This window comes from Bartonella sp. CL435QHHD (genome assembly GCF_042195095.1).
In the GTDB taxonomy this organism is placed as follows: domain Bacteria; phylum Pseudomonadota; class Alphaproteobacteria; order Rhizobiales; family Rhizobiaceae; genus Bartonella.
On record NZ_JBHINS010000087.1, the window covers coordinates 18023 to 32058 of the forward strand.

The window sequence follows — 14036 nt, forward strand, 5'->3', positions numbered from 1 at the left end:
TCCAGCTGAGGATTCATATCACCATCCTAAAGAACCGTAATTCGAGGTATTGACAAATTTTACTCTGAATATCCTTGAATGCCTCACCACCTTAAGTTAAGCATTGCCGCCTTAATACCATTTTACGGTACAATAGGATCAGCAGCATAAGCATTTTTTGCTTTATGCTGCTGATCCTATTTGTCATTCCGGTTGTGAAATTAACTTTACCCTTATCGAGCAGGATAGGTCACGACACGGTAACGCGTTTCATTACGTTCAAAATTTTTGTAATTGACATTATTAGGAAAGGAGGGATTATAAGCACTCACGTGCTTTACAGAAACGCCTTGTGCTTTTTGCGACGGATTTAAAATTGTTCGTTCATCCCTTTTTTTAACACCTGTAGAATCGATAATCACATCTGTTCTGTATAGTTTTTGCATATTTTTCCGTGTTTTTTGAATCGCCGGAAGAGCTTTAAAGTCGGAAACAGCCTGTTTTACTTTTTCTTTTGGCGATTTTACCATGGCTTTTGATTTTACAGGCATCCTTTTAAAAGCAATGGTAGGAACATTGTTAACATTGACGTAACGTGCAGATGCCCAACCAACTTTTCCGTGATAACCAAGAGAACACCAAGTTTTATTGGATAGGCAGCCATAAATTTGCACTTTTGCTCCCATTGGAACCATTGCGATAACTTTATAAGCTGTCGCAGGACCTGTGCGTAAAGATACCTGACCTGATGCAACACGAGCAACTGTTCCTGTAATGGTTCCAGCTTCTGCGTGAAAAGCAGTCACAGCCACCTCTGACGCTCCCAAAGCCCATAAAATCATTGTTGTTGATAAAAATTTCTTTCTTAACATTATTTTTCTTCCTCTCTAAAACATGTGAAGGGCAAAATTTCGCCTTTACAAAAATTTGCCGCGTTTAAATCCAATGATCAGCAACCTTTATCCCCCCAAAGACCCCACAACATTGCAACAAAATCTCTCTTTATCGCCTACACGAACACGGCCTTTTGATCTTGATTGCGCAGTATGTTCTTCATGAATTTACGGCTAAAGCATCATCTGATTGTCCGGTTCTTCAACCAATCGTCCCTTAAAGAAGTTTTTTAAGTGTCATTGGTTCCCTCAACAAATGATTGCAATAGAAGAATTGATTGCCCGAATTTCAGAGCATTTCTGAGAATGAATGATGATCAGCCCTCAAAACAACTAAAATAGAAGGAAAAATAATACTCTTTGAAAAATAAAAGTGATTGAATATTCTCTAAAGCTTGTATAACTTTAAATCTCCCTAAAAAAATACAGAGCATATTGACACTTCCCTCAAAAAATCTCCTGGAAAAGAAAGTTAAAAGTACATGACATTAAAATTTTTTTCTCGTAGTCGGATTATAGGATTATTCCTCTCTCTCTTTGCTCTTTTTTTATCTACGGTCTTTGTCATGGCTACAGACAAATCAAAAATCAAACTTGGTATTATGGAAGGGCGGGATGCGATTATTTGGAAAACTGCTGCTGAACAGGCTAAAAAAGACGGTTTAGATATTGAACTCGTTTATTTTTCTGATTACGCTTTGCCTAATGACGCTGTTAACGCAGGAGAGATCGATGCGAATGCTTTTCAGCACGCCCCTTATCTTAATGAACAAATGAAACAACGTGGCTATAAACTTTCAATTGTCGGCTATACATTTATTGCTCCAATCGGTGTTTATTCACACAAAATAAAAGACTTAAAAGATCTTCGTGATGGTGCACATGTTGGTATTCCGAACGACCCATCTAATGGTGGAAGAGCCTTACTTCTTCTCAATTCTTTAGGTCTCATTAAATTAAAAGATCCTCATAATATTCTTGCATCTCCGCTTGATATTATCGAAAATCCTAAAAACCTGCAAATTCGTGAGCTCGATGCCGGTATGTTAGGGCGAGCTATTGACGATTTTGATCTTGCAATTATAAACACAAATTGGGCTATTGTTTCCGGATTAAACTTCGAAAAAGATGTAGTCGCATGGGAGAGCGCAAAAAATAATCCTTATGATAATATCATCGTTGTACGCACGAGCGAAAAAGATGAGCCATGGGTTAAAAAATTAGTTGCCGCTTACAATAACGATCTTATCCGTGCAAAAATCAAAGAGATTTTTGGCAAAACCGCCCAAACATCTTGGTAATTGTGCCAAATATCCGAGTAATTGTGCCAAATATCCGAGTAATTGTGCCAAATGTCCGAGTAATTGTGAATGGAAAAACCTACTCTTATCTCCTTAAAAAACATCAGCCGTTGTTTTAACAAAACGGCTGGTATTCCGGTAATTAATAATCTCTCTTTAAATATCCATGCTGGTGAAATCCTTGGCATTATTGGGCGCAGTGGAGCAGGAAAATCAACACTTATCCGCTGTTTAAATGGGTTAGAGAAGATTGATGCAGGGTCCATTTTTTTTGAAGGTGTTGATATTTCCAATCTATCAGAGATAGAATGGGCGCCTTACCGTCAACGAATTGGGATGATTTTTCAACATTTCAATCTTCTCTCATCGCAAAATATTCTTGATAACATTGCATTGCCGCTTAAATTAAGTGGTGTAAGTAAAAAACAACGCCACAAACGTGCCCTTGAACTGATTGAATTGGTTGGGTTATCTGGGAAAGAATATTGCTATCCGGCACAATTGTCAGGGGGGCAAAAACAACGCGTTGGCATTGCTCGTGCGCTCGCTGCTAATCCTAAAATATTGTTATCAGATGAAGCTACCTCTGCTCTTGACCCTGAAACAACACAATCTATTCTAGAGCTCCTTGCTGATATTAATAAACACCTCAATCTCACGATTGTGCTCATCACCCATGAAATGGAAGTTGTGCGCACCATAGCGCATCGCGTTGTTGTTCTTAATCAGGGGAACATTGTAGAAGAAGGACGTGTGAAAGACATCTTTACATCACCGCAAGACGATACAACCATAGCCATGCTCAAGCTTGTCACCCCGCAACTTCCTGAAAAATTTGCGAAAAATCTCAAACCAATCGGACGAGAAGCTGTCATTGAAATTAATATTGCCGGTGAAATTGCCCAGCAGCCTTTTCTTCATCTTCTAGAAAATGAGAGTGGTTTAAAAGCACGTATTTTGCATGGTGGCATTGATACAGTTCAAGATGAAACCATCGGGAGACTCTTCTTGGCTCTTCCTGGAGAAGATAAAGAAGCTTTAGAAAAAGCTGTTCAATGGTTAACGAAAAAAGGACGATATTGTGAGGTCTTAGGCTATGTTTAATGTTCTGTCTCATGAACTTCCCCAAGCTGTTATTGATACAATATTGATGACACTTAGTGCTTCTTTTATGGCATTTATTATAGGGCTTCCCCTTGGTCTTCTTCTTCACACAACAGCACGCGGGGGGATTTTTTCCTCATCTCTCATCAATCGCCCTTTAAGCATGATCATTGACAGTATTCGTGCCATTCCCTTTATTATTCTTGCATTTTATCTTCTTCCCGTTACGCGTATCGTTGTAGGAAGAGGGATAGGAATGCCTGCTGTAATTTTTATACTGACCATTTCAGCTATCCCTTTTTATGCACGCATGGCGGAACTCTCTTTTAAAACCGTTGAAAACGGTCTTATTGAAGCGATCCGCTCTATGGGGGCAAGCCGTCTTCAAATTATCAGACATGTTCTTATTCCTGAAGCTCTCCCTAGCCTGATTACAGGTTTTACAGTCATGGTCATTTCTCTCATAGGAGCCACCTCACTTGCTGGATATCTTGGTGGAGGCGGTTTAGGGGATATGGCAATCCGCTATGGCTATCAACGCTATAATACCTTCATCATGACCATCGTCATCATCCTTTTGATCATGCTCAATATTATAACCCAATGGACTTCTGATAAAATCGTACAAAAACTTGATAAAACAAAACATTAAAAGACTTAGAATTTCACATGCCAATACCATCATCCTCTTTGCCACTTCCAAAGTGCTTCCCCCTTGCCTATCGAAAACGCTCATAAGAGATTAGAAACTTTTTTCTTAAACAGTTTTTATCTCTTCCCATCCGTTTGTAAAATGAAAGAAAATAGTTTTAATTGATTGAATATAAAAGGGGATAAAATAAGAGATCTCACAGTATGTGAGACTCTCTCTTAACATAAAAATGATAAATTATCATGTCAAATTAAGACATTGGTCACGACCTTTCCCAACCTTAGAGAACATATTGAACTTATATAGAATCAACCAAAACCTCTCGCTTGCACGTTACAAGCGGGAAGAGCTGGGTGAGTAAAAACTATATAAGAAAAGAAGGCAGGCATGCCTCTTATGAATTATCTCAAGCGCCAAGACCTGTCTTAACATTGGCGGTTAGCATATAATATGATGGTGTCGGCTTTCTTCTTTACAAAGCATAAAGATAGGGGTGCTCAATGGCTTTATCATTATACCATTCACAGGCGCCATTGCGAAATGGGTGTAACAAGCGTTGAGAGATGTTTCTTTAAAATAAGCCCGTGAATTGACAACGCAAGTATATTCCATTTGAAGCGTTCTGTTTTACGTGATGGGTATGATCCCATTAAAGAACGCTATAAACAAAAGCGTGAAGCAATGCACTATCTTCATTAAGAAACTCCTCTTCAAAACAATCTAGGAAAATAGCAACCTGCTATGGCTATCAACGCTATGATAGCTCCACTATATCTATCATCCTATAGATTATTCTCAATATTATCATTGAAGAAACTTCTAATAGAATTGTATAAAAATTTTATAAAATAAAGCACTCAAATAATCTAGATATTGGAAGGTTTTTCTTCCAAAATAGCAACAATAAGCCATTGAGCTGTAAGAGCTGGTTTTTTTAACTTTTCAATTTCCACCGTAACCCCATAATGGAAAACCACTCGACCAGAAGGGCGAATTTCTGCGTCGTCTAACACAAAACGCGCACGTATCCGTACCCCTGTTTTCACAGGACTCATGAAGCGTACTTTATCGAAACCATAATTAATCCCCATTGTGCTCCCTTCTAACTCTGGAAGCGCCTCATAAGCGAGCGTAGACAAAAGCGATAATGTTAAAAAACCATGAGCAATCGTGCCGCCAAAAGGTGTCTTTTTAGCCTTTTCCTCATCAACGTGTATCCATTGATGATCATCTGTAGCACATGCAAACTGATTAATCATATCCTGTGTAACAAGACGCCACTCCGATAATCCCATTTCTTTCCCAATAAAACTGGTGACATCTTGTACTGCTATTTTTTGCTGCATAACGCTATTCCTATTTTATTTGATAAAAGCAACCACCCCTCTTGCTTTTATAAAATCCATTGATTAGAGCATCAAGAATAAAAGATTAATTGTCTTAAAAACAAATGCACTTTATGAATGAGAAAAGTTCTTTAGCAGAATAGTTTTCAAATGGGAAAAAAGAATGGCAAGCAATGTGAACCTAACAGGTTTAGCGCATGATTTAAAACAACGTGCAGAAAAGCATCCTCCCATCCGTATTGGACTGATTGGTTGTGGTGAAATGGGCACAGATTTATTATCAAGTATTGCACATATGGATGGTATAACAGTCGCAGCTGTAGCCACTAGAACGCCGTCACGTATTTTTGATGCCGCTACACTAGCCTATGGCGAGGGTGGACATGTCTGTGAAGTTGAAAATACTTATGCTCTCACGCAAAACATTGAAAAAGGTTTGATTGCAGCAACAGATGATATTAACCTTGTTTTACGTCATGAACAAATTGATATTATCGTTGATGCAACAGGCTATCCCGAAGCAGGAGCAGAAATTGGTATCAAAGCGCTTGAGAATAACAAACATCTTGTCATGATGAATGTTGAAGCAGATGTTACAATTGGTGCTTATCTCAAACATGAAGCAGAAAAACGAGGGCTCATTTATACACTTGGTGCCGGCGATGAACCAACTGCTTGTATGGAACTCATAGAATTTGTTTCAGCCCTTGGACATAAGATTGTTGCAGCGGGTAAAGGAAAAAATAATCCTCTGCGCTTTGATGCTACACCTGACGCTTACGAAGAAGAAGCATACCGGCGTAATATGAATGTGCGCATGTTGGTCGAATTTATTGATGGTTCCAAAACGATGGTTGAAATGGCAGCCATTGCCAATGCCACCGGACTTCTCCCCGATTGCCCAGGAATGCATGGACCACGAGCAGCGCTACAAGATTTAAACAAAGTGCTTATTCCAAAACAAGATGGGGGTATTTTACAGCAATATGGTGTTGTAGATTATTCAATAGGTCCAGGTGTTTCACCTGGTGTCTTTGTCATTGCCGAAATAGCACACCCGCGTTTACGCGAACGTATGGAAGATTTAAAAATTGGTCAGGGGCCTTACTTCACCTTTCATCGCCCCTATCATTTAACAGCAATGGAAGTTCCCCTCACCTGCGCACGTATTATGCTTTATGGCAAAAAAGATATGGTTCCTCTTAGCCATCCCGTAGTAGAAGTCTGTGCTGTTGCTAAAAAAGATTTACATCCAGGTGATCAGCTAGACTTTATCGGTCTTTATACTTATCGTGCTTGGATAATGAACATTGCAGAAGCACGCGCTCACCACGCCATTCCTTGTGGTCTTTTGGAAAAAGCAACAGTAACAGCCGCAATTAAAAAAAACGAACTCATTACAGTACATAATACTGCTATTCGTGAAGATCAATGGATTGCACGTCTTCGTGCTAAACAAGACCTTTTACTTCATTGCCCTTCTTCCGCTAAGCTATAAACACTCCTAAATTACTTTACTTAACAGTATCCTTCCCTTACGCAACAGAACAACCCAGAATACACTTGTATCAAAAATTCAGGCTTCTGTTTTAATAAAAGCATTTTCCAACGACGCACATCACCACTTCGCTCTCACAATATGTCCCGTAAATGCGACAGTATAAACCACCCCATGAGATGGCATAAGGTTCATTGTGTATCACTATCTTTGCTCTATAAAGCTACAAACTGGCATCATCATTTTATTTGCCAATATTACAACAGCGCATAGCACTTGAGATGATTAATGAGAAGAATTTTTACTCTTTTTTTCTTTAATAATTTTGTCCATACACGAACACAACTTGTTATACGTAAAAAATACTTTTGATGGATTTAACATCAAACAAATTTGAAATGATAAATAATAATTTCTCATTTTTCTTATTGCATGAGAGCCATGAATACAGGGATATTTTTTATTTTATCCCCTTATGAAAGATAAAAAATTTAAAAAGGATAAAATATACCTTTGATGAATAATCTTCATATGAGAGAAGGTAGACAATATTAAAAGGCTGTTAAAGAGAGTGAGTATACTAGCCTTATTACTAGGATAATAACCATAGACTATAAAAAATCAGGTTACACTACTTTGTAAAAAAAATATAAATGTAAAACATTGAACTTTAATAATGTTAATAAAAGCTACATTTATTATTAAGAATAGTAATTTTATTATCAAATACAGTATAAATGATTTCAAGTATGTATTTTTTTCAACATAATGAAATGAACAAAAAAGTCATCGACTTTATCGATGATCTTTCTATTAAAGTGTAACGAATATTCCCCAAAGAGATAAAACAGTACCTAATACATCCCCAATACATAAAGAAGCAAGAAGTGATAAAATACCTACCCCCCCCCAAAAAGCTGAACCTGAAAAGGCAGCAGCTTTTTCAGCTTTCCCCAAAGCAATACCATCTTGTTCCTCAACGCCTTGAATAACTGCTCTATTCACAGTTTTAATAGCTACATTTTTTTCTAATGTAGAAATAGTAATTGCCATTCTCTCTTGAAATTGATTTTTTAAAAAACTTGCATTTCCCGCTATAGTTTGTACAAAAAAAAGAATAAATAGTGTAAAAGTGAATGAACATACACGATTTTTAAATATTTTAAACATAGCTTTCTTTGCTCCTCTTTTTCTTCACTGAAAAAATGAAGTAATCTTCACATATATAAAAAACAAAACTTATATTTAATCATTTATATAATCAGACATAATAAAATATTATATGTAATTTTGTTATTACAATATAACACATTATGTATTACATGTAAATACACAAAAAACAATAAATGATAAAAACGATTTATTCCTTTTACATTATAATAACTTAAGATACTAACAGTAATATTTTGTCATTTTTTATTTCTATTCTTCAAAGTAATAATAATTTATAAAATTTCTCATTATAATAAATATTAAAAAACAAATTCATTTAAAAAGTTAAATAATAGAGATTTTATAAATAATTTAAAATGAAGTTTTAAAGAACTATATCATTTAAAACTGTCAATATAATGATAATACTTATATATTATTTAAATAAAAACAAAAATAGAATATTGTTAGTGAATCTTTTATTATATAACTCATAAGTAATATTGAAACATAAAATTGGTATCGAATAAAAACCTTGATCTAAAACAAGTTTATCCTAATAAATAAACCTTAAAATAGTGTACTCTTTTTCTATAAAACAGGTATAAATTATAAAAAGCAATTAAGATCTCTATTTTCAAATGGAAGAGACGTTAATAAAATGATTCTCAACTTTTACTGATATATAAAAAGAAAAAAATACTGCTAGCATCTTAAAAAAGGTAATTCAGCCCCCTTTATCCCATACAGCATAAAGAACACAAAATATTGACTTTCAAACCTAATAAAACAAACGCATGAAATAAGTAAATCTATCAGATTTACAAAAAAATTATAAGCAATACTAGAACACCAACAAACTACCTAAAACCAGATAAAAAGAGAGTCATGAAAAATGAGATGATCCCCAAAATACTAAAAAAACTTTCTTTCTTAATTTTCATAAAAGTTATTCCATATTTTTCGTCAATATTGTAGATCACAACCATATTTATATTTTAAGTAATTATATTTACTCTATATTAGTAACAAATAATTCTCTTTGAACGAAATTTTTAGCAATATTCACATAACTGTCTTCAATTTGTGCAAAATAAATAATAATAATAAAGAATTAATCAAATTCTTGAAAGAAAAGGAATAGAGAAACTTACTAAAAAATTGCATTTTTAAAATACCAACTTAAGTAAGCACATTGAAAAAATAACGCCATGAAAACTGATATTGAATGATAAATTCATCAACCGATCACTTTAATCGCAAAATATTAATCTATAATAATAATTTATTGTTTTGCATGTTGAATGAGAAAGCTGACGATTATAAAAATCTCTTAATTTTAACTCTGTTTATATTGAATCAATCAAATTTCTTCACTTGCAAATCACAAACGAGATCGGTGTGTGTGTGTAAACACACTTGAAGAAAGGAAAATATCACTTATGAGGTATTTTAACTAACAAGCGCTGTTAACACAGTATTGAAAACTAGCAAAGTGAATGATGATACCCATTTTTACTTTAAAAGTGTAAATATGGTGGAACACAATAGATTTTATATTATAAGGCTTTACCGTTATACTATTCACGGGCGCCGTTGCAAAATAGGCTTGGATACCTTGAGAAATGTTTCTTTAAAACAAAAGCGTCAATGTGCAACACAATGGCGTTCTGTTTATTATGTATCCAACGGTGTTTCTTACTGAATCATCTTATAAACTGCTCTATGAGATTACAAATTCATCTTACGTGAATTCTTCCCTTTATATTTATTTTTTCTCATGAACACTAAAATCTGTTAAGACACTATCCAAAGTAAAATCAATCAACAAATATTTCTATTCTTTTGTAATATACAGATAATTTAATAGAGTTCCTGATTGCAACAAAAGTCTGTACTATTGCAATAATAGAAATACTTTGATTATCCTCGCTCTATAATAAAAAAGAATATGTAATTTACAGAAAAAATTACATTTTTAATAAATAATGAAAAATAATTTTTCATTATTTATGTGAAGTATTTAATATGCATAAATATTTATTTATTAAAAAATGATAATATACATCAGAAATACTTACAAAAGACAACTATCTTGAGAAAGATTGCCTAATATTACAGAAAAGTTGCGTTGGCATTGCTCAATAAAAGCTTCTCTATTTTTAACAAAGCTCTCATTTTTATGCATCCATATGTGATGTAAAAAGACGCCTATTTGCGTTTCTCTTATAGATAGATTAAATAGTGACAGCACCTTCGATCACTTTGTCTATGTTAACTTCTCTTTTAGGCAATAATTTATGGTATCTAACAAGCCTTTTCTCGCTCTTTTACCTTTGGGCGCACACGAATATCACGGAGAGCACCTTCCTTTCGAAACCGACTGGATTATTGCTGAAGCTTTTGCAAAAGCCCTCACTTTACAAACAAAAGAGCAGTTTCATATCGCACTTTTACCGGTTGAAAAGATTGGCTATTCTATAGAACATATGGATGTTACAGGTACACAAACTCTTACCTTTTCCGATGCGATTAAGCGATGGATAAAGATTGGTGAAAACTGTTATCACAAAGGGATCAACCGTCTTCTTCTTCTCAATGCTCACGGAGGCAATTCACCTTTAATGAGCATCGTTATCACCGAATTACGAAGGCGCCTTTCCATGCTCGCTGTAGCAACAAGCTGGAGCCGTTTTGGTTTACCACAAGGTCTCATAGAGCCGTCTCAACAACATCTTGATATCCATGGAGGCTTTATCGAAACCTCTCTCATGCTCTATTTAGCACCAGAAAAAGTCCATATGGAAAAGGCAAAAAATTTTCATAATAAACAAGCGGATATGATTGCCAATTATCGATATTTACGTGCTTATGGTCCTCATGCCTTTGGTTGGACAATGCGAGATCTGAACACGCAAGGTGCGGCAGGAAACGCAAGCAAAGCAACACCACAAGCCGGTGAAGCAATCTTTTCTCATGTTCTGTCTCAGCTTCGTGATTTACTTGATGATATCAATCGATTTAACATAAACACATGGCAATAAAGAACAATAAAGGGTCTCTCCATGGAAACGACACACCCAAAAAAACTTCCCGTTACGGTTCTCACAGGCTATCTTGGTGCTGGAAAAACCACCCTTCTCAACCGCATTCTCAGTGAAAATCATGGCAAACGTTATGCCGTCATTGTCAATGAATTTGGTGAAATTGGTATTGATAATGACCTGATCATTGAATCAGACGAAGAAATTTATGAAATGAATAATGGCTGTGTTTGCTGCACCGTACGTGGTGATCTCATTCGCATTCTGGAAAGTCTGATGCAACGTTCTCATCGATTTGATGCGATCATTATAGAAACGACAGGGCTTGCTGATCCCGTTCCTGTAGCACAGACCTTTTTCATGGATGATACTATCCATGAAAAAACAGCTCTCGACAGTGTCATAGCGGTCGTTGATGCAAAGCATTTTCCCTCTCAACTGAAAACAAGTCGTGAAGCTGAAGATCAAATTGCCTTCGCGGATATTATTCTTTTAAATAAGATTGATCTTGTCACCCAACAAGAACGCAGCCATGCTGAATCCCTTATTCTCGCCATTAATCCCAGAGCCATAATTTACACAACAGAGCGCGTTAACATCCCTGTTGATAAACTCCTCGATCGTGGCTTCTTTGATCTCCAACGCACTTTAGATAATGATCCCCATTTTCTTGACCATCATCACGCAGATCATGTATGTGGTCCCGATTGTAATCATGATCATGACCATCATCACGCATCCCCCATTCATGATATTACCATCACTTCTGTAAGTTTAAAAACAGATGTTCTGCAACCAGAAAAGTTTTTCCCTTGGATCCAGCAGGTTACACAGCAACAAGGACCTGATATATTGCGCCTTAAAGGCATTATCGCCTTTCAAGGAGACGATGATCGTTACGTCATTCAAGGAATACATATGCTTCTTGAGGGACAACATCAACGCCCATGGCGTGAAGATGAAAAACGAGAAAGTCGCCTTGTTTTTATAGGACGCTCTCTTGATGCTGAAAAATTAAAAACTGGTTTTGAAAATTGCGCATAAGTGAGTGATAATGCCAAACATTACCCATTATGATCTCAAAAGTTACTGCCTTTCCTGCGGTTTTATAGGCAATAAACCAGCCTTTGTTTCCGTAGAAGGTTTCATTGTTTTTTTTAATCCAGCCCCACAAATCGTTGAAGTTCACCAAGGAATAATTTCAAGCCATTTTTCCCATGACAATACCGCGATCATCACCGGTGGAGAAGATGGAAAAGTCTGTCAAACAACCGCAGCAGATCACACGGAAGTGTTAAGCCAAAAAGAACGCAAATGGATAAACAACGTTGCTTTTGGTCCACAAAAAGCTTTTGCTTTTTCCTCCTCACGTCTCGCATTTGCGCATGTTGGAAAAGAACAACAAGAGCTCACACATGAACGTAGTGTAGAAGGACTCGCTTTTGCCCCAAAGGGTTTACGACTTGCCGTTGCCCATTACAATGGCGTCACTCTTCATTGGTTATCAACGCAAATATCTCCCACCACATTGGTATGGAAAGGAGCTCATTGTGGCGTCACCTTTTCACCAGACAACCGCTATGTCATTTCCACGATGCAAGAAAACGCCTTACACGGTTGGCGTCTCACTGATAATCAACATTTACGGATGAGTGGCTACCCAAGCAAAGTCAAAAGCTGGTCTTGGAGCGCAAAAGGAAAATGGCTAGCAACATCAGGTGCCTCTGCCGCAATTGTTTGGCCCTTTCATACAAAAGACGGCCCCATGGGAAAAACACCTCTAGAACTAGGCACACGAGCAAATGCGCTTGTTAGCACCGTTTCATGCCACCCAAACAAAGAAATTGTAGCAATAGGCTTCAATGATGGAATGATTTTAGCGGCACATTTTCATGATGGAAAAGAAGTCCTTCTAAAAGGTTATGGGAAAAGCGCTATCTCAGCACTTAACTGGGATCAAGAAGGGCAAAACCTCTCCTTCGGTAGCGAAAATGGTGAATGTGGTATAATCAAGATCACTGATTAAATTAAGCACCCAAAAGCGCAATCATCGCCGATAAAGAATGCCCACACAATCCTCCAGAAATCTTATCCCCTTGCATCTCTAGAGCTCTCAGAAATCCTATCTCCCTAATCTCCCCCCCAAAGTCTCCTAAAATCTTCGTAATCATTAAATCTTCCCTTTTCCTTTCCTTCCCCCCTTTAGACAAGAAAATACCTTAGACATGTTTTTTGACCTTTTAACATTGCTACCCCCATACAAGAATAAAAACATCACCCCTAAGACCGAAAACCCACTCCCTATCAACATCTATATAGGCTACATACTTCCACAAAAGCATTTTTCTTAAAAATTCGGCAAAAAATAGCTGATATCATCATTAAAACAACGATTTATTCCTACGATCAGAAGAATGGAATTCAACACTATTTTTCTAAATAAAATTTTTTTGATTTCCCTCTCTAAAGAGCAAGGTTGCCTACTAGCAGCCTTCTAAACTGCAGTTTTTTTCCTAGAAAATTCCATCTAATAATCATTTCATAGAGTTTCTATCACCGTCTTCTGTTCCGGTATCTCCTTCATCTCCAGATTCTGTCCCCACTCCTTCTGCCCCTGTTGAACCTGTACGTCCTTCTGTACCAACTGTTCCAGAGGACCATTCTTTTGTGCAACCTATGCCTGCACCGTTTGTTCCAGTTGAAGATTCTACTGATGAGGTTCGTCCATCTGAGCTCTCTGTTCCGGAGGACACTTCATCTCCAGATTCTGTTCCTCCTCCTTCTGCCCCTGTTGAACCAAAGCCTTCTGGGTCTTCTGACCCTTTGGATTCCTCGTCTAATCTCCAAATTAGAGCTGTTGTTCCACAGGTTCCAACTTACCTTCTTTTGCCAAATGCCTTATTTCATGCTGGTTTAGTGGATATGACCACGCAAAATAAGACATTAGAGACAATGCGGAATGCTTTTCATTCCTTTGGGAAGGATAATGAAAAGACAGCCTTTTTTCTGCATGCTTATGGTGGTAGCCATCATTATGCTTCCAACTTATCTGCTTTTGAATATGGCT

General features: G+C 36.7%; 11 protein-coding genes and 1 pseudogene. 8 read left to right on the plus strand and 4 right to left on the minus strand.

The genetic code is table 11. The features are described 5' to 3' along the window. Positions 1-212: 212 nt before the first annotated feature. Positions 213-851: an SH3 domain-containing protein gene (locus tag ACFILH_RS09395; protein WP_273791469.1), complete on the minus strand. Its 639-nt coding sequence runs from the start codon at positions 849-851 to the stop codon at positions 213-215. Between the two features lie 503 nt (positions 852-1354). On the opposite strand from ACFILH_RS09395, the gene ACFILH_RS09400 reads away from it, so the two are divergent. The 3 genes from ACFILH_RS09400 (at position 1355) to ACFILH_RS09410 (ending at position 3929) form a co-directional block, all read left to right on the plus strand. Beyond that, positions 1355-2173, plus strand: a complete 819-nt coding sequence (locus tag ACFILH_RS09400; protein WP_273791470.1) for a MetQ/NlpA family ABC transporter substrate-binding protein — start codon at positions 1355-1357, stop codon at positions 2171-2173. A 69-nt stretch (positions 2174-2242) separates the two neighbouring features. Next, entirely contained in the window at positions 2243-3277 is a 1035-nt protein-coding gene (locus ACFILH_RS09405; protein WP_273791471.1) for a methionine ABC transporter ATP-binding protein, read from the plus strand. Beyond that, on the plus strand, positions 3270-3929 hold the full coding sequence (locus ACFILH_RS09410; protein ID WP_015856780.1) for a methionine ABC transporter permease: 660 nt from the start codon (positions 3270-3272) through the stop codon (positions 3927-3929). The genes ACFILH_RS09405 and ACFILH_RS09410 overlap by 8 nt, the downstream gene beginning before the upstream one ends. 866 nt (positions 3930-4795) lie before the next feature. Here ACFILH_RS09410 and ACFILH_RS09415 read toward each other — a convergent pair. Continuing rightward, entirely contained in the window at positions 4796-5275 is a 480-nt protein-coding gene (locus ACFILH_RS09415; protein ID WP_273791472.1) for a MaoC family dehydratase, read from the minus strand. Positions 5276-5438: 163 nt separating this feature from the next. Between ACFILH_RS09415 and ACFILH_RS09420 the strand changes: the two genes are divergently transcribed. Continuing rightward, positions 5439-6773: an NAD(P)H-dependent oxidoreductase gene (locus ACFILH_RS09420; protein WP_375667730.1), complete on the plus strand. Its 1335-nt coding sequence runs from the start codon at positions 5439-5441 to the stop codon at positions 6771-6773. Between the two features lie 813 nt (positions 6774-7586). Here ACFILH_RS09420 and ACFILH_RS09425 read toward each other — a convergent pair. Next, positions 7587-7943 carry a hypothetical protein gene (locus tag ACFILH_RS09425; RefSeq protein WP_375664189.1) on the minus strand — a complete coding sequence of 119 codons (357 nt, stop codon included), beginning with the start codon at positions 7941-7943 and terminating at the stop codon, positions 7587-7589. 2282 nt (positions 7944-10225) lie between these two features. Between ACFILH_RS09425 and ACFILH_RS09430 the strand changes: the two genes are divergently transcribed. From ACFILH_RS09430 to ACFILH_RS09440, 3 genes are read left to right on the plus strand one after another with little or no spacing between them, the layout of a single operon-like run. Next, entirely contained in the window at positions 10226-10969 is a 744-nt protein-coding gene (locus ACFILH_RS09430; RefSeq protein ID WP_273791688.1) for a creatininase family protein, read from the plus strand. Between the two features lie 21 nt (positions 10970-10990). Then, entirely contained in the window at positions 10991-12013 is a 1023-nt protein-coding gene (locus ACFILH_RS09435) for a CobW family GTP-binding protein (RefSeq protein ID WP_375654623.1), read from the plus strand. 10 nt (positions 12014-12023) lie between these two features. Beyond that, a complete protein-coding gene (locus ACFILH_RS09440; RefSeq protein ID WP_375667731.1) occupies positions 12024-12995 on the plus strand; it encodes a WD40 repeat domain-containing protein in 972 nt (323 codons plus the stop codon). A gap of 1 nt (position 12996) precedes the next feature. On the opposite strand, the gene ACFILH_RS09445 is transcribed toward ACFILH_RS09440, so the two are convergent. Further along, complete coding sequence (locus tag ACFILH_RS09445; RefSeq protein ID WP_375623872.1) at positions 12997-13140, minus strand: hypothetical protein; 144 nt, start codon at positions 13138-13140, stop codon at positions 12997-12999. Positions 13141-13645: 505 nt separating this feature from the next. On the opposite strand from ACFILH_RS09445, the pseudogene ACFILH_RS09450 reads away from it, so the two are divergent. After that, a pseudogene (locus ACFILH_RS09450) lies at positions 13646-14036 on the plus strand (autotransporter outer membrane beta-barrel domain-containing protein); the annotation flags it as partial.